The sequence below is a fragment of the Pseudomonas sp. MYb60 genome, assembly GCF_002979555.1.
Taxonomy (GTDB): Bacteria; Pseudomonadota; Gammaproteobacteria; order Pseudomonadales; family Pseudomonadaceae; genus Aquipseudomonas.
On sequence record NZ_PCOZ01000003.1, the window covers coordinates 465774 to 486482 of the forward strand.

The window sequence follows — 20709 nt, forward strand, 5'->3', positions numbered from 1 at the left end:
CTCCTGATTAAAAACGAATGTTCTTGAGAAATTCTGCCAGGCGCGGCGATTGCGGGCGTTCGAAAATGTCTTTCGACGACCCCTGCTCTTCAATCCGGCCCTGGTTCATGAAAACGATCTTGTCCGAGACTTCATAGGCAAAGCGCATTTCGTGGGTGACCAGCAACATGGTCATGCCCTCCTCCGCCAGGCCCTTGATCACGCTGAGCACTTCCCCCACCAATTCCGGGTCGAGGGCCGAGGTGACTTCGTCGAACAGCATCAGGCTGGGGTTCATGGCAATGGCGCGGGCAATCGCCACCCGTTGTTGCTGTCCACCGGACAACTGGCCGGGGAAGTGATTGCGGCGCTCCAACAGCCCTACGCGGTCGAGCCATTTTTCCGCTAGCGCGACGGCTTCGTCCTTGCCCATCTTCTTGACCTTGAGCAGGCCCAGGGTGACGTTCTGCAACGCGGTCAAATGCGGAAACAAGTTGAATTGCTGGAATGCCATGCCGGTCATTGCACGGTGCTGCGCAATGACGCGCTCGGGATGGCGCACGCGCTTGCCGGCGATTTCGCTGTAGCCGATGGACTCGCCGTCCAGGGTAATCTGGCCGCCTTGGAATTCTTCCAGCAGGTTGACGCAACGCAGCAGCGTGGTCTTGCCCGAGCCGCTGGAGCCGATCAACGTGACCACGTTGCCGCGCTCCAGGCTCAGGTCGACGCCCTTGAGCACTTCGACCTCACCGTACTGTTTGCGCAAGCCACGAATGTTCAGCAGCGGTTGGTGGGTTTGAGGTTGATTCATGGCAAGGCCACCCGCTTTTCAATATAGCCGCCGAACAATTCGATGGCGTAGTTGATGACAAAGAACAGAAAACCGGCGAACAGATAGAACTCCAGGGTCATGAAGTTGCGTGCGATCACCTGTTGGGTGCTCAGCAGCAACTCGGCCACGCCAATCACCGACAACAGCGTCGACGCCTTGACGATTTCCGTGGAGGAGTTGACCCAGGTCGGCAGGATCTGGCGCAGCGCCTGGGGCAACAGCACGTAGGCGAGGGACTGCTTGAAGGTCAGGCCGATCGCCCTGCCCGCTTCCAGTTGCCCACGGGGGATGGCTTGCAGTGCGCCGCGCACGATCTCCGAAACGTGTGAACCACAGAACAGCGTCAGCCCGACCGCGCCGGCCTGGAACGCGCTGATCTGCCAACCGAGCGCCGGCAGCATGTAAAAGCACGCGAGCACCAGCACGAACACCGGCGTACCGCGAATCAGATCCACATACAGCCGAAACGGCGCGCGCATCCAGAATTTGCCGTAGGTCAGGATCATGCCGGCCACGACGCCGAGCACCGTGCCGAAGATGATCGCCAGTGCCGAGACATACACGCTGGCCTGGAAGCCCGCCCACAGGGTATCCCGGGCGATCCACAACTCATGCAGCCAGCTGGGGGATTCGTACATGGAAACCCTCCTTTATCGACGGATTGCCAGACGCTGTTCCAGGTAACGGAGCAGCATGGCAATGAGGTAACAGGCAGCCACGTAGAGCGCGGTCGTGACCAGCCAGGTTTCGATCACCCGGTAGCTTTCGACGTTGATCTTGCGGGCGTAATAGGTGAGCTCCGGCACCGCAATGGCGGCGGCGAGCGAGGTGTCCTTGAACAGCGAAATAAAGTTGTTCGACAGCGCCGGCAATACATTGCGCAGCATCACCGGCACGGTGATGTAGGCCCGAATGCGCCATTCGCCCAAGCCGATGGCCAGGCCGGCTTCACGCAACCCCTTGGGAATATTCAACAGGCCGGCACGGAACACTTCGGTCAGGTAGGCACCGGCGTACAACGACAGGGTGATGATGAACGAGGGGATCTTGTCCAGACGAATACCCAGGGATGGCAACGCAAAGTAGATCAACAGGATCAGCACCAGAATCGGCGTATTGCGCACCACCGTTACGTACACCGAGGCGAAGATCCGCAGCGCTCGGTGCCTGGACAGCATGGCGAACGCCATCAGCAGGCCGATCACGCAGCCAATGGCGATGGACAGCAATGCCAACTGCAGGCCCAGACCGAGCCCCGCCAGCAAGGTGTCGAAATCGCGCCACACGGCGGCAAAGTTCAACTGATAGTTCATGGTCAGCACTACCTGATTGGGGCGCCACGCCGGGCGCCCCGGTTATTCACTTGAATTCGACCGGAAAACCAATCGCCGGGGATGGCAGGTCAACGCCAAACCATTGCTTGAAGGAGGCTTGATAGGTGGGGAATTCCACACCGGTCATGGCTTCATGCAAGGCCGTGTTGACGAAATTCAGCCAGTCCTGGTCGCCACGCTTGACCGCGCACGCATAGGTTTGCGGGCTCCAGGCGTAGGCCGGGCTGCGGTAGCGGCCGGGGTTCTGCACCATCAGGTATTTGACCGAAGACTGGTCGGTGGCAGCGGCATCGGCGCGGCCGGAGTTCACGGCCTGGTACATCAGGTCGACGCTGTCGTACTGGTCGACCTTGGCCTTGGGCAGCGCCTGATGCACCAGCTCTTCGGCGTAGACGTTTTGCAGCACGGCCACGGTGACGCCATCGCCAGCGGCTTGCAGGTCTTCGATTTCTTTGTACTTGCTGTTGTTCGGCAGCAGCAGGCCCACGCCTTCGCGGTAGTAAGGCAGGGTGAACGCCACCTGTTGCGCGCGGCTGGCGGTAACGGTGATGAACTGGCAACTCATGTCGACCTTGTCGGTCAGCAGGTTGGGAATCCGCGCGTCAGACGACTGCACCACAAACTCGACTTTGCCCGGGTCGTTGAACAACCCCTTCGCCACGATGCGGCCGATGTCGATATCAAACCCCTGCAACTTGCCGTCCGCTCCCTGGAAGTGCCACGGCGCGTTGGTACTGCCTGTACCGACGATCAGGTGCCCACGCTTGAGCACGCTGTCGAGCTTGCTGTCCGCCGCCTGCACGACGGTCGCGAGAGACGCCGAGGCGGCGAAGAGAAAAACACACGCTTTGAATACGGAAGGTCGGTGATGCATGACAAGCACTCCAGGGATTGTGTATTCCGCTATACCGGAACTTAGTATGTAACAACGGAATAGACAGCAGAAATTGTGCCACACGTGATGGCATGAATAAACGGCCAGGATTAATTCGTTGGCAATCAATGAGATGGCCAACACTGCAGTCGCCAGCATTGCACCGGCAGGCTCAATCAGGTTGCTACCCAAGGCCCCATGCTGTGGTGACAGCCACGGCGGCGTGCGTCACGACGGTGTTACCGTGCACCAACACAGCGCGCTCGCGCACATGGAAATATCGATGCCGTGGGCTAGCCTTGATGCAATGTGCATCGATGCCCTCTGTAGGAACTTGTCTTGATGAAATTCAGCGTTGCCCTGTTAATCGTGTCCCTCCTCATGGCCGGCAATGCGTCGGCCAGCAACGACCGCCGTGCATGCAAGGAAGAGCTGCGCAAGCTCAATGACGCCCTGAGCGTCAACTACACCGGCCAGAATCATCACGGCTACCGCCAGGCCAAGGCTTCGCGGGATAACCTGGAATACAAGAAATGCGCGAACCAGGCACGCAAGGCGCGCGAGCGCGTGGAGCGTGATGGGGACCTGTGAAGGTTGACAGTAGACATGGACCATTTCCCGTCTTAGCGTGAGCCACGACTGGAGGGAAACGTCGATGAACTATGTAAATGCTGTGATTGAAGACAAGGCAGCGTTTGACCGCGAACTGGATACGGCACAGCCCGTCTTTACGGTGTTCCTGTCAGATGACTGCAGGGCGTGCCGTGACGCACTGCCACGCTTCATGCGCATCAGCGAGCGCTACAAACACCACGTCAAAATCTTGATTCTTGACTGTGCCGAAACCCCACGGCACCCGAGTGTCGACCGCATCCCGATGCTGCTGATCTACCACAACCATGTACTGCTCGAAGCCCTTCCCGGCCTTGGCGAGCAAGCGCTGGAACGAGCCTTCGAGCAGTACACCCGACTACCTGTGGTTATGTCTGAGGCAACGGTACCAGGCAAACCTGCGTCACCCGCCGTTCCTCCACCGCCGCCACTGTCAGGTGCCACCCCTCATGGTCCAGGCTATCGCCCACCACTGGCAAGCGGTCGAGAAGGCTCATCACCAGCCCGGCCAGGGTCTGGTAGTCCTCGGTAGCATTGGCCGCAAAACTGGTACGCTGGCGTACCTGGTTGAGGTTCAAGCCACCATTGACACGAAAACCCGCGCCCTCCTCGACGATATCCGGCCCCTCGATTTCGCTGGCGTCCGGCAGCTCGCCGGCGATGGATTCGAGAATGTCGGTCATGCTCAACACGCCCAGGAAATCGCCGAACTCATTGATCACGAAGGCGATGTGGGTGGATTCCTGGCGCATCTGCTCCAGGGCGTTGAGCACCGAGAAACTCTCCAGCAGGTTGATCGCCCGGCGTGCCAGGTGCTCCAGGTTGGGCTCGTTACCCGCCAGGTATTCCTTGAGCAACTCTTTCTTGTGCACGAAACCCAGGGGTTCATCCACCGCACCGTCGCGGATCAAGGGCAAGCGTGAGTAGGACGAGTGCATCAGTTTCATGCGGATCGTGTCGGGATCATCCGCCAGATCGATGTAATCGACCTTGGCTCGCGGCGTCATGAGGGTGCGAATCGGCCGCTCGGCCAGTTGCAGCACACCACTGATCATCACGCGCTCGCGTCGATCGAACAGCGGGCCTTGCGCGGCATCCGGCTCGCCCAGCAGGTCGGCCACCTCTTCACCCACTTCCTCGACGGCCAGGCTACGACCACCCAGCAGGCGCATCACCGCATGCGCCGTGCGCTCACGCACCGGCAGCACGCCTTGCGCCGACTTCTTGCGCCGGGCACGGGCGATCTGGTTGAACACTTCGATCAAGATCGAGAAACCAATGGCTGCGTACAGGTAGCCCTTCGGAATATGGAAGCCCAGGCCTTCGGCCGTCAGGGCGAAACCGATCATCATCAGGAAGCCCAGGCAGAGCATGATCACCGTCGGGTGCGCGTTGACGAAACGGGTCAACGGCTTGCTCGCGACAATCATCAGGCCGATGGAAATGATCACCGCGATCATCATCACCGCCAGCTCATCGACCATGCCCACGGCGGTAATCACCGCGTCGAGGGAGAACACCGCGTCCAGCACCACGATCTGCGCCACGATTGGCCAGAACATCGCATAGGCGGCATTGCCGGTGCGTTGCGCCACGTGGCCTTCCAGGCGCTCATGCAATTCCATGGTGGCCTTGAACAGCAGGAACACACCACCGAACAGCATGATCAGGTCGCGGCCCGAGAAACTCTTGTCGAACACCTCGAACAGTGGCTGGGTGAGGGTCACCAACCACGAGATACTCGCCAACAGGCCAAGGCGCATCAGCAGGGCCAGGGACAGGCCGATCAGCCGCGCACGGTCGCGCTGCTCCGGCGGCAATTTATCTGCCAGGATCGCAATAAACACCAGGTTGTCGATGCCCAGTACCAGTTCCAGCACAATCAAGGTCAACAGGCCAAGCCAGGCCGTTGGATCCGCTAACCATTCCATTTATAGAGTCTCTTCAGTTCGATGTTCAGAATGCCAGGCACAGCAAGGCGCGGTCAGTGGACCGGTACAAGGCTAGCAGTCGAAATACGGGGTGCTTGAGCGGGAACGGCAACAGCGGATGTCTTGGGGAAAGACGACTGGGGGGCTCCGAGAGGGTGTTCATGCAAGTCCTGCAATGGGAAAAGGACTTGAATCGTACAGCCGAATCGCAAAATTCCTACAACGCAAAACTATTACAAAATCTGTAATGCCCTCCACTCGAGCCCACGCGGTCCCAATGTGGGAGGGGGCTTGCCCCCGATGGCGTAGAGTCAGTCACTACATGCACCAACCCGTCTACCGCTATCGGCAGCAAGCCCCTCCTACAAGGGGTCGCCTGAGTATTTTGATATCGGCTTACCAGAAGCGCTGCTGGGTCAAGCGGCTCCACCAGGTCAGCAACACGCGGTCCACCGAGCCGCTGGCGGCCAGGCCGACACGCTCCTGCAGGCTCTTGCGTTCGGCATAGTGCAGATGAAACACGTCAGCGGTCTTGGCCTTGGTAGCCAGGTACTCATCACTGGTTTGCAGCTCGTCGATCAGTTGCTTGTCGAGGGCTGCAACACCCAACCACACTTCACCGGTCGCGACGTCATCAATCGACAGCTGCGGGCGATAACGCGACACGAAGTTCTTGAACAGCTGATGGGTGATGTCCAGGTCTTCCTGGAACTTCTCACGGCCTTTCTCGGTGTTTTCGCCAAACACGGTGAGGGTGCGCTTGTACTCACCGGCGGTGAGCACTTCGAAGTCGATATCATGCTTTTTCAGCAGGCGGTTGACGTTGGGCAACTGCGCGACCACGCCGATGGAACCGAGAATGGCGAATGGCGCGCTGATGATCTTCTCGCCGATGCACGCCATCATGTAGCCGCCGCTGGCCGCAACCTTGTCGATGCACACGGTCAGTGGCACGCCTGCCTGGCGGATACGCGCCAGCTGGGAAGACGCCAGACCATAGCTGTGGACCATGCCGCCACCGCTTTCCAGGCGCAACACCACTTCATCCTTGGGCGTGGCCAGGCTCAGCAGAGCAGTGATTTCATGGCGCAGGCTCTCAGTGGCCGAGGCTTTGATATCGCCATCGAAGTCCAGCACGAACACCCGGGGCTTGGCCTCGGCTTTCTGCTTGCCTTTCTTCTTTTCGGCCTTGCCTTCGGATTTGCGCAAGGCCTTGAGCTGGTCCTTGTCGAGCAGGCTCGACTCCAGGCGTTCACGCAGTTCCTTGTAGAAATCGTTCAGCTTGCTGACCTGCAACTGCCCGGCAGACTTGCGACGGCCTTTGCTGCGCAGGGCCGCGAAGCTGATCAGGACCACCAGGATGGCGACGACCAGGGTGACGGTCTTCGCTAGGAAACTCGCATATTCGGCCAAAAAATCCATGTTTCTCTCTATACAGGACGATTCATCAAGTGGGCGCCAGGCGCGGATCGCCCCAGCATACCGGCGGCACAGCGTTCGGGCCAGTGATCAAACCGCCAGCAAGGACCTATTCCAACGACGTTTTAAAACGAGCGTATGTTTTTTCATTGACAGCCCGAAAGCATCCTCATAACCTCGCCAGACTTTCAACGTACCGGGAAAACGGACGTGGGCAGCATTTATCTGATTCGACATGGCCAGGCCTCCTTCGGTGCAGACGACTATGACGTCCTGTCCCCGGTCGGCGTGGAGCAAGCGCAAGTGCTCGGCCGCCACCTGGCCGACCTGGGCCTGGTATTCGACCGTTGCGTGGCCGGCGACCTGCGCCGCCAGCAGCACACCGCCACGGCCGCTTTCGATCAGTACACCGCCCGTGGCCTGCCGGTACCGGCGCTGGAAATCGACAGCGCCTTCAACGAATTCGATGCCGACGCGATCATCCGCGCCCTGCTCCCCGACCTGCTGGGCACCGAACCCGATGCCCTGGACATTCTGCGCAATGCCGCGCAGAACCGCAGCGAATTCCAGCGCATATTCGCCCTGATCGTCGACCGTTGGCTGGCCGGCACCTACGACCCGCCGGGCCTGGAAAGCTGGCTGGGGTTCGTCGAACGGGTCCAGGGTGGCCTGCAACGCATTCTCGACGGGGCGGACAACACGCAGAAGATTGCGGTGTTCACCTCGGGCGGCACCATCACCGCCCTGCTTCACCTGATTACCCGAATGCCCGCCGCCCAGGCCTTCGAATTGAACTGGCAGATTGTTAACACCTCGCTCAACCAGCTGAAATTCCGCGGTCGCGAGGTGGCACTGGCTTCCTTCAACGGTCATACCCACTTGCAACTGTTGAAGGCGCCGCAGCTCATCACCTTCCGGTGAATTGCGGCCAACCGTGACCCCAAGGTCACTGGCATCACCCATAAAAGGATCGACACCATGACTGACGTAGCCAAAGCTGTAGAAGCAATGAAAGCCAAATTCAACCCAGCCGCTGCCGATGGCCTGGACCTGGTATTCGGTTTCCGTATCGACGACACCAAGAACTTCTCCCTGATCGTCAAGGACAAGACCTGCGAACTGCAGGAAGGTGAGAACCCGGACGCTCAAGTGACCCTGGTCATGGACAGCGAGACCCTGGAAGGCATCGTCGACGGTTCCACCGACGGCATGCAGGCGTTCATGGGCGGCAAGCTGCGCACCGAAGGCGACATGATGCTGGCGATGAAGCTGAGCGAGCTGTTCCCTTCCTGATTCGCGGGCAACCCTGAATCCGATCCCGCCTGAACCGGCGGGATTTTTTTTGCCCGCTTTGCGCGCTTACTCATTCATTTGCAGAATGAAGTTCATCAGAATCTTCGTTTGCGCAGTCACGGGCGGCCCAACAGAATCAGTGCATCGGCATTCCTTATTCTTACAGCAGCCAGGAATTTTTCTATGTCCACCTCGCCCCATGTCAGCCCCGACGAGATTCGCAAAGGCTTCTCCAAAGCCATGTCCGACATGTACCGGGATGAAGTGCCGTTGTATGGCGCGCTGATGGCGCTGGTGGCTGAAACCAACACCCAGGTGCTCGCCAGCCAACCGGAATTGGCCAGGCAACTGCAACGCACCGGCGAGATCGAGCGCCTGGACAAGGAGCGCCACGGCGCTATCCGCCTGGGGACGGCTTATGAACTGGCCACCATCGGTCGTCTGTTCGCGGTGATGGGCATGCAGCCCGTGGGCTACTACGACCTCACCCCCGCCGGAGTACCGGTGCATTCCACGGCTTTTCGCGCGGTGCATGAACGCGCGTTGAACACCAGCCCATTCCGCGTGTTCACGTCATTGCTGCGCCTTGAATTGATCGAGAACCCCGACCTGCGTGCCTTCGCCGAAACCGCCCTGGCCCAACGCGCGATCTTCACGCCGGGGGCCCTGGCGCTGATCGAGCAGTCGGAAAAGGCTGGCGGCCTCAGCGCCGAAGCGGCCGACGCGTTTATTCGCGAGGCCCTGGAAACCTTCCGCTGGCACCACACCGCCACCGTCACCGCTGCGCAGTATCAGCAATTGAGCGACCAGCATCGCCTGATCGCCGACGTGGTGGCCTTCAAGGGTCCGCATATCAACCACCTCACGCCGCGCACCCTGGACATCGACCAGGTCCAGGCCGCCATGCCCGGCAAGGGCATCACCCCCAAGGCCGTGATCGAAGGTCCGCCGCGCCGGCAATGCCCGATCCTGTTACGCCAGACCAGCTTCAAGGCCTTGGACGAAGCCATCGCCTTCACAGACGCCCAGGGTAGCCACAGCGCGCGCTTCGGCGAAATCGAGCAACGTGGCGTGGCGCTGACGCCCAAAGGCCGTGCGTTGTATGACCAACTGCTAAATGCGGCGCGTGACGAACTGGGGGCATTACCCAATGAAGGCAATGCGACTCGGTACATGCAATTGATGGCGCAGCACTTTCAGGCATTTCCGGATGAACACGGGCAGATGCGCGAGCAGGGCCTGGCGTACTTTCGTTACTTCGCCACCGAGCAAGGCTTGGCGGCGCGCGGAACGGCCGATCAGCCGCGCACGCTGGAAGCGCTGATTGCGGCGGGTCACGTGGATGTGGAACCGTTGGTCTATGAGGATTTTCTGCCGGTCAGTGCGGCGGGGATTTTCCAGTCGAACCTGGGGGATGCGGCACAGAGTCACTATGCGGCGAACTCGAACCAGGCTGAGTTTGAGCAGGCGCTGGGGCGCCAGACGATTGATGAATTGAAGCTGTATGAGCAGACGCAGCAGCGTTCGGTGGATCACTGCCTTGAGTCACTGCTGAACTGAAAGAGATGCCCACCCGACTCACCAGCGTCATCCTGACGCCGTAACTGCCCCCGGAGTCGGGAAGGCGGTGGGCATCATAGGCAAGCGGTGGGAGGCTGTCCGTCAGAAAAGTCTGAACAAATGTGTCAACGTTATGCAGGAGCCGGCGAACCGGCTCCTGCACGTTCAGTCGAGTTGCTCGACGATTTTGTCTTTGACCAACAAGCGTTTTTTCTTCAACTTTTCCACATCTTCGTCGCTGGCACTGGCCGACTCCGCCTTGAGTACCTCTTTGTCGGCGTCGTCATATTGAGTGAGCAGCGAATCCAGACGTTTGTCGCCTGCCCTGCGTTCGTGAACGACTTCCTTGCTCAAACCCAAGTCCTGGTACAGGTCGTGTTTCACTGGCATGGCTACCTCCGCAAGTTGATCAATGGCCTACCCCCTTGAAGCTAGACCATTGCAGACAGTCTTGTCATGTTAAAGGCGGGAGAGCGTTGTCGCCCCTGCCCCATATGACCTCCATTGTCATCAAACGAGCGCGCTGGCGAGGAACGGTGCAGTGCGGCTGGTCTTGCTGTTGGCAACGTGCTGCGGCGCGCCGCACACGACGACGTTGCCACCCAAGTCCCCTGCCCCCGGCCCGATATCGATCACCCAGTCGCTTTGCGCCACCACGCGCATCTCATGCTCCACTACAACCACCGTATGGCCGGCATCGACCAGATGATTGAGTTGGCTCAGCAAGCGGTCCACATCCCGGGGATGCAACCCGGTGGTTGGCTCATCCAGCACATACAACGTGGCGCCCCGCGCATTGCGTTGCAGTTCCGTGGCGAGCTTGATGCGTTGCGCTTCACCGCCAGACAGCTCAGTCGCCGGCTGGCCGAGGCGCAAATAGCCCAGGCCGATATCCCGCAGCACCTGCAACGAACGCAAGATGCCGGGTTGTTCGGCAAACACCTCGACGGCCTGTTCCACCGTCAAGCCGAGTACCTGGGCGATGCTCAAGCCCTGCCATTTGATTGCCAGGGTTTCAGGGTTGTAGCGCGCGCCGTGGCAGGTCGGGCATGGTGCGTAAACGCTGGGCATGAACAGTAACTCAACGCTGACGAATCCTTCCCCTTCGCAGTTGGGGCAGCGGCCCTTGGCAACGTTGAAGGAAAACTGGCCGGCGTCGTAGTTGCGTTTTTTGGCCGCTGGCATGGCGGCGAACAGTTTGCGCACGTTGTCGAACAACCCGGTGTAGGTCGCCAGGTTGGAGCGCGGGGTACGGCCGATGGGTTTCTGGTCGACCTGTACCAGGCGACGGATGGATTCCAACCCGGCACTGATACGCCCACCACTGGTTTGCGGTGCATCGTCCTCCAGGCTCGGCGCTTCGTCGCTTTCGACCACGCGCCCAAGGCCGCTGCCCACCAGCTCCAGCAACGCCTGGCTGACCAGGCTGGACTTGCCCGAACCGGAAACGCCGGTGACCGACGTGAAGCAGCCCAACGGGAAGTCCACGTTCAGGCCCTTGAGGTTATTGCGCGTGACCCCTTCGAGTTTCAGCCAACCGGCTGGCTCGGGACGCGATGGCTTCGCCGCGCGCGGCGCGGCAAACAGGTACTCACGGGTCTGTGACGCCGTCACATCCGCCAACCCCGCCGGCGGCCCGCTGTACAGCACTTGCCCGCCGTGCTCACCAGCCGCCGGGCCCACGTCGATGAGCCAGTCGGCACGGCGCATGGTTTCCAAATCGTGCTCCACCACAAACAGCGAATTGCCTGCCGCTTTCAAGCGCTCCAACGCCGTGAACAGCGCCTCACCATCCGCCGGGTGCAACCCCGCCGAAGGTTCGTCGAGCACATAAATCACCCCGAACAGCTGCGAGCCCAACTGGGTGGCCAGCCTGAGTCGCTGCAACTCGCCGGATGACAATGTGGGTGTACTGCGCTCCAGGGACAGATAACCCAACCCCAGTTCGATCAAGGTGCTGACTCGCTCCAGCAAGTCCTGGGCGATGCGCTGGGCCGCCAGGCGTTTTTCCACCGACAGCTTCATCTTGTCCTGCCCTGCCGCCACCGGCCGCAATAGTTCGGCCAACTGCGCCAGCGTCAGTTGCGACAACTGGCCAATGTCCACCCCGGCAAACTTCACCGACAGCGCCGCCTTGTTCAGACGCTTGCCTTCGCACGCGGGGCAGGCGCTGCCCTGCATGAACTGGGACACGCGCTTTTTCATCAACGCGCTTTGGGTATGGGTGAAGGTGTGGAGGATATAGCGCCGCGCGCCGCTGAAGGTGCCCTGGTAGCTCGGCTCAAGCTTGCGCTTCAAGGCGTCGCGGGTCTGCGCAGGAGTGAAGCCGGCATACACCGGGACCGTGGGGGTCTCTTCGGTGAACAGGATCCAGTCGCGTTGTTTTTTCGGCAGGTCGCGCCAGGGAATATCCACGTCGTACCCCAGGGTCACGAGGATGTCCCGCAGGTTCTGCCCCTGCCACGCCAGCGGCCAGGCAGCCACCGCACGCTGGCGGATCGTCAGCGACGGGTCAGGTACCATCAGCGCCTCCGTCACTTCATACACCCGGCCCAGGCCGTGGCATTGCGGGCAGGCGCCCTGGGGCAGGTTCGGCGAGAAGTCCTCGGCATACAGCATCGCCTGCCCCGCCGGGTAGCTGCCGGCGCGGGAGTACAGCATGCGGATCAGGCTCGACAACGTGGTCACACTGCCCACCGATGAGCGCGCACTCGGCGTACCGCGCTGTTGTTGCAGCGCGACGGCGGGCGGCAGGCCTTCGATACTGTCCACGTCCGGCACGCCGACCTGGTCGATCAAGCGCCGCGCATACGGCGCCACCGATTCGAAATAGCGGCGCTGGGCCTCGGCATACACCGTGGAAAACGCCAGGGACGATTTGCCCGAACCCGAGACACCGGTGAACACCACCAGGGCATCGCGGGGAATGTCCACGTCGACATTGCGCAAATTATGTTCGCGGGCGCCACGCACCCGCACGAAACCGAGGGAGGCAGGGATGTTGCGCTGTGAAGTCATGGTCAACCTTATCGCGCGGTGAGCACGCTGCGCACCCGTTGCGTCAGGGCTTCGGGGCTGTAGGGCTTGCTCAGCAGGTGAATGTCGGCACTCAGCAAATGGTTGCTGGAGAGAATGTCGCGGGTGTGACCGGAGGTGAACAGCACCGGCACAGGAGGCGTCTGTGTGCGAGCCCAGGCGGCCAGGTCGGTACTTTTGACCCGGCCGGGCATCACCACGTCGGTAAAGATCAGGTCGGGCAGCGCGCCATCCTGCAACGCCAGCATCGCGCGGTCGCCGTCTTCTGCGGTCAGTACGGTGTAGCCGGACTGCTGCAGCAGCTCCACGACGGTCAGGCGCACGCCTTCGTTGTCTTCCACCACCAGAATGGTTTCCTGGCCGCCGGTGTGGGCCACCTGGTCGATGTGCACGTCGAGGCTCTCGGGTTCCAGGCTGTGGGGGAAATACATCTGCACCACCGAGCCCTTGCCCTCCTCGCTCCACACTTCGACGTGGCCGCCGCTCTGGCGCACGAAGCCAAACACCATGCTCAGCCCCAGCCCGGTGCCATGGCCCTCGCGCTTGGTGGTGAAGAAAGGTTCGAAGGCGCGCTTGAGGGTGGCCGGGGACATGCCGATGCCGGTATCGGTGACCGACAGGCGCACATATTCACCGGGCTTGATGCTTTTGCCGGCGCAATCATCGGGATTGAGGATGATGTTCTCGCCGCTGATGCGAATCATGCCCTCGCCCTTCATGGCGTCGCGGGCATTGATCGCAAGGTTGAGCAGCGCGTTTTCCAGTTGGTTGCGGTCGACATTGATGAACCAGGCGTCCTGGGGCATCTGGACATCGATATGGATGGTTTCACCCAGCGCCCGTTGCAGCAATTCACCCAGGCCGGCATAGATGCGTTGCGGGTTGTACACCGCGGGCGACAACGGTTGACGGCGTGCGAAGGCCAACAGTTGCGCCGACAGCTTGGCACCGCGCTCTACCGCAGCGATAGCAGCCGCCACGCGACGCTGCACCTGGGCGTTGTCCGGTTCGTGGCGCGCCAGCAAGTGGAGGTTGCCGGCGATCACTTGCAGCAGGTTGTTGAAATCGTGGGCCACGCCGCCGGTGAGGCCGCCGATGGCTTCGAGTTTCTGCGACTGACGCAACTGGTCCTCGGCGGCAGAGCGGGCCTGCACTTCGGCGGCAACGCGCTGCTCGAGGTTGTGGGTGAGCTCCTGGCGGACCTGCTCGGACTGCACCAGTTCGGTAGTCTCCACCACAATTGCCAGCACCCCGGCCGGTTGCTGGTTATCCCCGGCGACGGGGCTGTAGTAAAGGTCCAGCCACACGGTTTCCGGACGGCCGTTGCGCAGCAGCACCAAATCCTTGTTGTTGAACGACAGCGTGCCGCCAGCCAGGCAGGTGTCCACCACGTGACGATTGAAATCGGCCACTTCCGGCCAGCCCAGTTCCACCGGCGTGCCCAACAGGTACGGGTGGCGTCCGCCGGCAAACACCGAGTAGCTGTCGTTGTAGATCATGTAACCCGAGCGCCCCCAGAGCATCACCATGGGCACGGGCGAGGCCAGCATCATCTGCACGGTACAGGCGAGGCTGGTGGACCATTGGTCGATAGCGCCCAGGTCGGTGGTCGCCCAATCGAAGGCACGGATCCGCTGGGCCATCTCGCCGGCCCAGCCTTCACAGCCGTGGGGGTTGGATAAAAACTGCATGGTTGGGCTCTGTGCAAAGAAAAGGCAGTCGCAAATTTTGGAGCGTGCCAGGCGCGGATGGTTTCATCTCGTATAACTTAGGAGGTTATGGTCACATAAGCCACCGGCCTCAGTGAAAATCCCGACTGCGCACAGTGATGCCATCCAGCAACGGGCTCAGGTCGGTGAGGCGCCCTGCGATCAGGTGCCGCACTTCGCCCACGGCTTCCCAGCGCCCATCCACTTTCAGCAGTCGAGAGCCCACCAGCGCCTGGCGCTGACGCTCGGCCAGGTCGCGCCAGACCACCACATTGAGGTTGCCGAACTCGTCCTCCAGGGTCACGAAGGTGACACCACTGGCGGTGCCCGGCCGTTGCCGACCCGTGACCAACCCGGCGACGCTGACATTGCGCCCATGCTCCACCCCCATCAGTTCGCGGGAACTGCGGCAGCGACGCTTGCGCAGTTCTGCCCTCAACAGTGCCAACGGATGCGGGCCCAGGGTGGTGCCAAGGGTGGCGTAGTCCGCCTGCAGATCCTCGCCCACCGACGGTGCCGGCAGCGCCACGACGGCCTCGTCCGGGCTGGGCAGGCCGGCAAACAAGCCGAGTTGCCTGTGCACGCCCGCCACCTCCCAGCGTGCCTTGTGCCGGTTGCCTGCCAGGCTGCGCAAGGCACCCGAATCTGCCAGCAGCGCCTGGGCCCTGGCATCCAGCCCGACGCGCTCGTCCAGGTCGGCAATGTCGGTAAATGCCCGGCGCTGGCGAGCCGCTTCGATGCGTTTGCCATCTTCCTCGCGAAAGCCCGAAATCATGCGCAAGCCCAGGCGAATGGCCGGTTGTTGGCCGTCGATGGGTTCCAGGCTGCAGTCCCAGTCGCTGGCCAGTACGTCCACCGCACGGACCTGCAATCGGTGGCGTCGTGCATCCTGCAGGATCTGGTCCGGGCTGTAGAACCCCATGGGCCAGCTGTTGATCAGCGCACAGGCGAAGGCTGCAGGCTCATGGCATTTGAGCCAGCAACTGGCGTAGGTCAGCAAGGCGAAACTGGCGGCGTGGGATTCGGGGAAACCATAGCTGCCAAAGCCCTTGATCTGCTCGAAAATCTGCGCAGCAAATGCCTCGCTGTAGCCGTTTTTCAACATCCCGCTGCGCAAGCGCGCCTGATGCGGCTCCAGCCCACCGTGGCGTTTCCAGGCCGCCATCGAGCGGCGCAGTTGGTCGGCCTCGCCGGGGCCGTAGTCGGCCGCGACCATGGCGATCTGCATCACTTGTTCCTGGAACAACGGGATGCCCAGGGTGCGCTCCAGCACCGCTTTCAATTGCGGCGAGGGATAGGTGGTTGCTTCTTCGTTGTTTCGCCGGCGCAGATACGGATGCACCATGCCGCCCTGGATCGGCCCCGGCCGCACAATCGCCACCTCGATCACCAGGTCGTAAAAGGTCTGGGGTTTGAGCCGGGGCAACATCGACATCTGCGCCCGTGATTCGATCTGGAACACACCGATGGTGTCGGCCTTGCTGATCATCGCGTAGGTGGCCGGGTCTTCCTTGGGAATGGTCGCCAAAGCCAGGTCTTGGTTGCGATGGCGGCGCAGCAAGTCGAAACAACGGCGGATCGCGCTGAGCATGCCCAAGGCAAGGATATCGACCTTGAGCAGGCCGACGGCGTCGAGGTCGTCCTTGTCCCACTGGATGATGGTGCGTTCGGCCATGGCGGCGTTTTCCACCGGCACCAGGGTGTCCAGCGGGAACTCGGAAATCACGAAACCGCCGGGGTGCTGGGACAGGTGACGAGGGAAACCGATCAGTTGCTGGGTGAGCGTGAGCACGCGGCGCAGGATCGGGCTTTCGGGGTCGAAGCCACCTTCGCGCAGGCGCTCCAGTGGCGGTGCATCGTCGCTCCAGCGCCCGCAGCAATCGGCCAGGGCGTTGATCTGGTCCGGCGGCAAGCCCAGGGCCTTGGCCACATCGCGCACTGCGCCGGCCGCGTGGTAACTGCTGACCACCGCCGTCAGCGCTGCGCGGGTGCGACCGTAGCGTTGGAACACGTATTGCAGCACCTCTTCGCGGCGTTCGTGTTCGAAGTCCACGTCGATGTCCGGCGGTTCGTTACGCTCGCGGGACATGAAACGCTCGAACAGCAGGCTGGTGAGGCTGGGGTCGATCTCGGTGATGCCCAAGGCAAAGCACACGGCCGAGTTCGCTGCCGAACCACGGCCCTGGCACAGGATCGAACGGCTGCGGGCGAAGCGCACAATGTCGTGCACGGTAAGAAAGTAGCTTTCGTAACCCAGCTCGTTGATCAGCTCCAGTTCGTTGTTGATCTGCTGCAAGGTCTTGGCATCTGCGCCTTGCGGCCAGCGTTGGGCGATGCCTTCTTCGGTCACCGTGCGCAGCCAGGATTGGGCGTCATGGCCTGTAGGCACCAGTTCGCGCGGGTAGTGGTAACGCAACTGGCTGAGATCGAAAGTGCAACGGCGGGCGATGGCCTGGGTTTCATCCAGCAAGGCTTGCGGGTACAGCCCGGCCAGGGCGTCGAGGCTGCGCAAGTGTCGCTCGCCATTGGGGTGCAAGCGTGTGCCAGCCTCGGCCACCGGTACGTGATGACGGATGGCGGTCATGGTGTCCTGCAGGGCCCGACGGCCACGGGCGTGCATGTGCACGTCGCCGCAGGCCACCGCCTGGAGATTCAGGCTGGCCGCCAGTTGCAGGCGTTGCTCCAGGTGCCGCGCATCGTCCTGGCCGCAATGCAGGTGCACGGCCAGCCACAGGCGGTCGGTAAAGGTTCGGCGCAGCCATTGGATACTCGCCTGGGTATCGCTGTCGTCGGCGACCCACAATGCCAGCAGGCCAGGCAAGGGTTGCTCGACGTCTTCTTGCAGCAGGCGATAGCTGCCTTTTTCGGCGCGGCGCCTGGCCAGGGTGATCAGGCGGCACAGGTGCTGATAGCCGCTGAGGTCTTCGACCAGCAACACCAGCTTCGGGCCGTTTTCGATACGCACTTCACTGCCGATAATCAGCGGCAACTCCACCGCCTTCGCCGCCTGCCAGGCCCGCACGATGCCCGACAGCGTGCATTCATCGGTGATCGCCAGCGCGCTGTAGCCTTGGCGTTTGGCGCGTTCGAACAATTCCAGCGCACTGGAGGCGCCGCGCTGGAAGCTGAAGTGGGACAGGCAGTGCAGCTCGGCGTAGCTCATGCAAACCAACCCTGCAACCACAACCCATCGCGTTGCCCCACGGTGCGGTAGGCCCAGCCTTGCTGCCCGGCACGGGTCTGCACCAGATAATAGTCTCGACGGATGTCGGCGCCATCCCACCAACCGGACTCGATGCGTTCCGGGCCCATGAGGATCTGCACGCCCTGCTCAGCCAGCAAGGTCGGTTCGCTCAGCAGCCAGCCGGGTCGCTGCGCCTTGTTCAGCGCCGGGCACGGATAGTTGTCTGCCGTCGCCTGCCAGGCGCATTCGGGGCGGTGGTCTGCGTGAAACCGCAGGCCCTGCACCGCCTCGTCGCCCAAGCGCGCGCGCAGGCGTTCGCGTAGCTGTTCCCAGGGCAAAGATTGTTGCGGGCGGTCGTCGAACAGGTCCTGGCGCTGCGGAACAAACACCGGCAGGTCTTGGGCAACCAGGCGAAAGCCGCGCACTGGCGAGGTGACTTGCACGTGTTCCAGGCGGCCACGGGCCAGTTCGAACAGCATGGCGGGTTCACGTTCGGCGCTGAGCAGGCCGACCTTGATCACGGTGTCCGGCGCCTGGGCATGCTCCAGGTGCAGGTCGAAACGCTGCACGCCACTGTCACGCCCGCACAGGAACGCCGACAAGTCCCCGGTCAACCGCCGCAATGGAAACAGCAGTGCCTGATGAGATTGCACGTCGTAATTGAGCTCGATGCGCACATCAAACTGATCCGGCGGCTGGTAGAACGCCAGGGCCAGCGGCCGCTGCCCGGTCAGCGCGTCCAGGTGCTTGAGCAGGCTGGCGTCAAAGCGCCGCGCCAGGGTATGCCGAGGCAACGCCTGCACTTGTGCCAGGGTGCGCAACCCCATGCGCGACAACGCGGTGGCGGCCTGAGGCTCGAGGCCGCAACGGTCAATGGGCAGCGGCGCCAGGGCGTGCAGCATTTCGTCATCGCCCACGGCCAGGCCATTGTAGAGATTGGCCAGCACCCGCGCTGCCGCCGGATTGGGGGCGGCAACGATGCGATGCCGAAAACCCAGTTCGTCCAGTTCCTTGCGCAGGCGCGCTTCGAACTGCGGCCACGGCCCGAACAGGCCCAGGCTCGATTCGATCTCGAACAACAAGGCGCGCGGGTAATACAGGCTCACCTGGGAACTGAAACGATAGGCCCACGCGGCCAAAAATTGCTGCCAGCGTTCGATCTCGGCGGGGTCGTGTTCAGCGCTGGCAAATCCCTTGGCCAGGGTATTCGCCGCCGTCAGGGATTGCCCGGGGCGCAGGCCCAGGGCGCGCGCGGCGTCATTGACGGTTTGCAGCACGCGGCGCTGAGGGGTACCGGCCAGCAGCACCAGGGGCTGGTCCGGTTCGGGGTGCCCACGCTGCACTCCGTCCAGCGCCAATTGCGGGAAGACAATACACACCCAGCGCATGGCAACCTCAATGCCCCGCCAGGGCTATCGGCGAGGGATGAGCCAACCCGCCCCGGCATTTGAGCACCCGCACCTGCGCGGGTTTGGCTTCGACCACCAGGCGCAGGGCAGCCGGTGATGAGTTGACCGCCTCGCTCAAGGCACGCCAGGCAAACGCCAGGGTCTGCCCGGTTTCCGCCGCCACCTGCAAGCGCCGCAACGCGCGATCATCGGCCTTGTGCGGCCAGCACAACACTGCGCCGCAACTGCCGGAACGCAAACACTGCTCCACCGCCCACAAGGCGTCACGCTCCTCTGCCTGAATCACCGAGAGCAGGCGCAGGTCCACCCCGGCGTTCTGCCAGGCATGGGGGTACGGCGTGTAGGGCGGCGCCACCAGCACAATGCGCTCCCCCGCCTTGGATAAGCGCGCCAGGGTCGGCAGCACCAGTTGAAGTTCGCCGACGCCCTCCTTGGCCATGAGGATTTCGCTCAGCGCCGACTCCGGCCAGCCACCCGTGGGCAACACCGCGTCCAGCGCCGCCAGGCCCGTGGGATGCACGCTGGCCGGCGGCGCGGCGGGTCGGCCTTTCCACACGCGCCCGCCATTGAACAGCGCGTCCAGGGCAACCACGGCGCCCATCAGCCTTGCCTCACCAGGCCGCAGAACACCCCTTCAATGGCCAGGTCCCGGTCGGGGCCCACCACAATGGGTTGATACGCCGGGTTGCGCGGCAGCAGGCGCACGTTGTCGCCATTGCGCTCGAAACGCTTGATGGTCACTTCGCCGTCCAGGCGCGCCACCACAATTTGCCCGTTCAAAGCCTCGACGCTGCGGCGCACGCCCACCAGGTCACCGTCAAGAATGCCGTCCTCGATCATCGAGTCACCCTGCACCCGCAGCAGATAATCCGGGGTTTTCGCAAAGGTGGCAGGGTCCAGTTGCAGGCGACTGTGCACCTCGGCATCGGCGCCGATGGGCATGCCGGCCGCCACACGGCCGAGCACCGGCACGTCCAACCACTCGGGACGCGTGGGCTGGTTAAGCAGGCGAATGCCTCGGGCCTGATTGGGGTTGACCTCGATAAAACCGGCCTCGGTCAACGCCAGCACATGCTTGCGTGCCACGCTGCGCGAGGCAAAGCCGAACGCCTCGGCGATCTCGGCGAGGCTGGGAGACTGGCCCTGCTGCGCGATGCGGTCGCGGATAAAGGTCAGGATGGCGGTACGGCGGGGAGTTAAAGTCGTCATGGAGTACATTTGTACTCCTGTGGGAAATTTCTGACAATAGCCGCTAGTCGAGCCGGAGCCACAAGAGCTGGCGAAGCGTCCTACTTGACTGCCGGATAAGCGCTACTGCCCCGCCCTGAGAACCTTTGCAAAGTCCTTCGCCTGACGACACGGTGCGAGGGTTCAAGCCCGCCCACTCCCGAATTACCAGCCCTCCTTCAGCATGCGTAATTCGAAATGCTGCAACAACATAATAGTCTTCCCATCCACAATCTCGCCGCTCTGCACCATCGCAAACGCGTGCTCAAACCCCAGTTCCAACACTTCAATATCTTCACCCTCCTCCTCC

16 protein-coding genes and 2 pseudogenes are annotated in these 20709 nt (G+C 62.1%); 4 read left to right on the forward strand and 14 right to left on the reverse strand.

Annotated elements, in window-relative coordinates; all coding sequences use genetic code 11:
• Positions 1-7: 7 nt before the first annotated feature.
• Genes CQ041_RS07620 through CQ041_RS07635 form a run of 4 tightly spaced genes read right to left on the reverse strand, consistent with a single transcriptional unit; the run spans position 8 to position 3019 of the window.
• Positions 8-790, reverse strand: a complete 783-nt coding sequence (locus CQ041_RS07620) for an amino acid ABC transporter ATP-binding protein (RefSeq protein WP_105521845.1) — start codon at positions 788-790, stop codon at positions 8-10.
• The gene (locus CQ041_RS07625; protein WP_105521846.1) at positions 787-1449 is read right to left on the reverse strand and encodes an amino acid ABC transporter permease; all 663 of its coding nucleotides are present in this window, start codon (positions 1447-1449) and stop codon (positions 787-789) included. Before CQ041_RS07625 ends, CQ041_RS07620 begins: the two co-directional genes overlap by 4 nt.
• 12 nt (positions 1450-1461) lie before the next feature.
• On the reverse strand, positions 1462-2124 hold the full coding sequence (locus CQ041_RS07630) for an amino acid ABC transporter permease (RefSeq protein WP_017737242.1): 663 nt from the start codon (positions 2122-2124) through the stop codon (positions 1462-1464).
• A gap of 46 nt (positions 2125-2170) precedes the next feature.
• Positions 2171-3019, reverse strand: a complete 849-nt coding sequence (locus CQ041_RS07635; protein ID WP_105521847.1) for a transporter substrate-binding domain-containing protein — start codon at positions 3017-3019, stop codon at positions 2171-2173.
• Positions 3020-3674: 655 nt separating this feature from the next.
• Here CQ041_RS07635 and CQ041_RS07645 point away from each other — a divergent pair.
• Positions 3675-3887, forward strand: a pseudogene (locus tag CQ041_RS07645) (thioredoxin domain-containing protein); the annotation flags it as partial.
• Positions 3888-3999: 112 nt separating this feature from the next.
• Here CQ041_RS07645 and CQ041_RS07650 read toward each other — a convergent pair.
• Together CQ041_RS07650 and sohB are read right to left on the reverse strand one after the other, a co-directional pair.
• Positions 4000-5562 carry a TerC family protein gene (locus CQ041_RS07650; protein WP_105521849.1) on the reverse strand — a complete coding sequence of 521 codons (1563 nt, stop codon included), beginning with the start codon at positions 5560-5562 and terminating at the stop codon, positions 4000-4002.
• Between the two features lie 396 nt (positions 5563-5958).
• The gene (sohB, locus tag CQ041_RS07655) at positions 5959-6984 is read right to left on the reverse strand and encodes a protease SohB (protein WP_105521850.1); all 1026 of its coding nucleotides are present in this window, start codon (positions 6982-6984) and stop codon (positions 5959-5961) included.
• Positions 6985-7191: 207 nt separating this feature from the next.
• Here sohB and CQ041_RS07660 point away from each other — a divergent pair, with 207 nt between their 5' ends.
• From CQ041_RS07660 to CQ041_RS07670, 3 genes are all read left to right on the forward strand, one after another.
• Positions 7192-7902 (forward strand): histidine phosphatase family protein, encoded by a 711-nt coding sequence (locus CQ041_RS07660; RefSeq protein WP_105521851.1) that lies wholly within the window; start codon positions 7192-7194, stop codon positions 7900-7902.
• 57 nt (positions 7903-7959) lie between these two features.
• Positions 7960-8274: an SCP2 sterol-binding domain-containing protein gene (locus CQ041_RS07665; protein ID WP_105521852.1), complete on the forward strand. Its 315-nt coding sequence runs from the start codon at positions 7960-7962 to the stop codon at positions 8272-8274.
• 183 nt (positions 8275-8457) lie between these two features.
• Positions 8458-9834 (forward strand): VOC family protein, encoded by a 1377-nt coding sequence (locus CQ041_RS07670; protein WP_105521853.1) that lies wholly within the window; start codon positions 8458-8460, stop codon positions 9832-9834.
• 165 nt (positions 9835-9999) lie between these two features.
• Here CQ041_RS07670 and CQ041_RS07675 read toward each other — a convergent pair whose 3' ends face one another.
• From CQ041_RS07675 to CQ041_RS07710, 8 genes and pseudogenes are all read right to left on the reverse strand, one after another.
• Complete coding sequence (locus CQ041_RS07675; RefSeq protein ID WP_105521854.1) at positions 10000-10224, reverse strand: DUF465 domain-containing protein; 225 nt, start codon at positions 10222-10224, stop codon at positions 10000-10002.
• A gap of 120 nt (positions 10225-10344) precedes the next feature.
• Positions 10345-12852 carry an excinuclease ABC subunit UvrA gene (locus CQ041_RS07680; RefSeq protein ID WP_105521855.1) on the reverse strand — a complete coding sequence of 836 codons (2508 nt, stop codon included), beginning with the start codon at positions 12850-12852 and terminating at the stop codon, positions 10345-10347.
• 8 nt (positions 12853-12860) lie between these two features.
• A complete protein-coding gene (locus tag CQ041_RS07685; RefSeq protein WP_105521856.1) occupies positions 12861-14561 on the reverse strand; it encodes an ATP-binding protein in 1701 nt (566 codons plus the stop codon).
• A 109-nt stretch (positions 14562-14670) separates the two neighbouring features.
• Positions 14671-17763: an error-prone DNA polymerase gene (locus tag CQ041_RS07690; RefSeq protein ID WP_218276513.1), complete on the reverse strand. Its 3093-nt coding sequence runs from the start codon at positions 17761-17763 to the stop codon at positions 14671-14673.
• Positions 17739-19151: a DNA polymerase Y family protein gene (locus CQ041_RS07695; RefSeq protein WP_105521858.1), complete on the reverse strand. Its 1413-nt coding sequence runs from the start codon at positions 19149-19151 to the stop codon at positions 17739-17741. Before CQ041_RS07695 ends, CQ041_RS07690 begins: the two co-directional genes overlap by 25 nt.
• A gap of 7 nt (positions 19152-19158) precedes the next feature.
• Positions 19159-19773, reverse strand: a complete 615-nt coding sequence (gene imuA, locus CQ041_RS07700) for a translesion DNA synthesis-associated protein ImuA (RefSeq protein ID WP_105521859.1) — start codon at positions 19771-19773, stop codon at positions 19159-19161.
• Complete coding sequence (lexA, locus tag CQ041_RS07705) at positions 19773-20390, reverse strand: transcriptional repressor LexA (RefSeq protein ID WP_105521860.1); 618 nt, start codon at positions 20388-20390, stop codon at positions 19773-19775. Before lexA ends, imuA begins: the two co-directional genes overlap by 1 nt.
• Before the next feature lie 174 nt (positions 20391-20564).
• A pseudogene (locus tag CQ041_RS07710) lies at positions 20565-20709 on the reverse strand (GDP-mannose pyrophosphatase); the annotation flags it as partial.

Coding starts and splice junctions, on each gene's coding strand:
- imuA (WP_105521859.1), bottom strand. CDS start 19,773: ATGGGCGCCGTGGTTGCCCTGGACGCGCTGTTCAATGGCGGGCGCGTG.
- lexA (WP_105521860.1), bottom strand. CDS start 20,390: ATGTACTCCATGACGACTTTAACTCCCCGCCGTACCGCCATCCTGACC.
- CQ041_RS07670 (WP_105521853.1), top strand. CDS start 8,458: ATGTCCACCTCGCCCCATGTCAGCCCCGACGAGATTCGCAAAGGCTTC.
- CQ041_RS07630 (WP_017737242.1), bottom strand. CDS start 2,124: ATGAACTATCAGTTGAACTTTGCCGCCGTGTGGCGCGATTTCGACACC.
- CQ041_RS07685 (WP_105521856.1), bottom strand. CDS start 14,561: ATGCAGTTTTTATCCAACCCCCACGGCTGTGAAGGCTGGGCCGGCGAG.
- CQ041_RS07695 (WP_105521858.1), bottom strand. CDS start 19,151: ATGCGCTGGGTGTGTATTGTCTTCCCGCAATTGGCGCTGGACGGAGTG.
- CQ041_RS07625 (WP_105521846.1), bottom strand. CDS start 1,449: ATGTACGAATCCCCCAGCTGGCTGCATGAGTTGTGGATCGCCCGGGAT.
- CQ041_RS07650 (WP_105521849.1), bottom strand. CDS start 5,562: ATGGAATGGTTAGCGGATCCAACGGCCTGGCTTGGCCTGTTGACCTTG.
- CQ041_RS07665 (WP_105521852.1), top strand. CDS start 7,960: ATGACTGACGTAGCCAAAGCTGTAGAAGCAATGAAAGCCAAATTCAAC.
- sohB (WP_105521850.1), bottom strand. CDS start 6,984: ATGGATTTTTTGGCCGAATATGCGAGTTTCCTAGCGAAGACCGTCACC.
- CQ041_RS07680 (WP_105521855.1), bottom strand. CDS start 12,852: ATGACTTCACAGCGCAACATCCCTGCCTCCCTCGGTTTCGTGCGGGTG.
- CQ041_RS07675 (WP_105521854.1), bottom strand. CDS start 10,224: ATGCCAGTGAAACACGACCTGTACCAGGACTTGGGTTTGAGCAAGGAA.
- CQ041_RS07620 (WP_105521845.1), bottom strand. CDS start 790: ATGAATCAACCTCAAACCCACCAACCGCTGCTGAACATTCGTGGCTTG.
- CQ041_RS07635 (WP_105521847.1), bottom strand. CDS start 3,019: ATGCATCACCGACCTTCCGTATTCAAAGCGTGTGTTTTTCTCTTCGCC.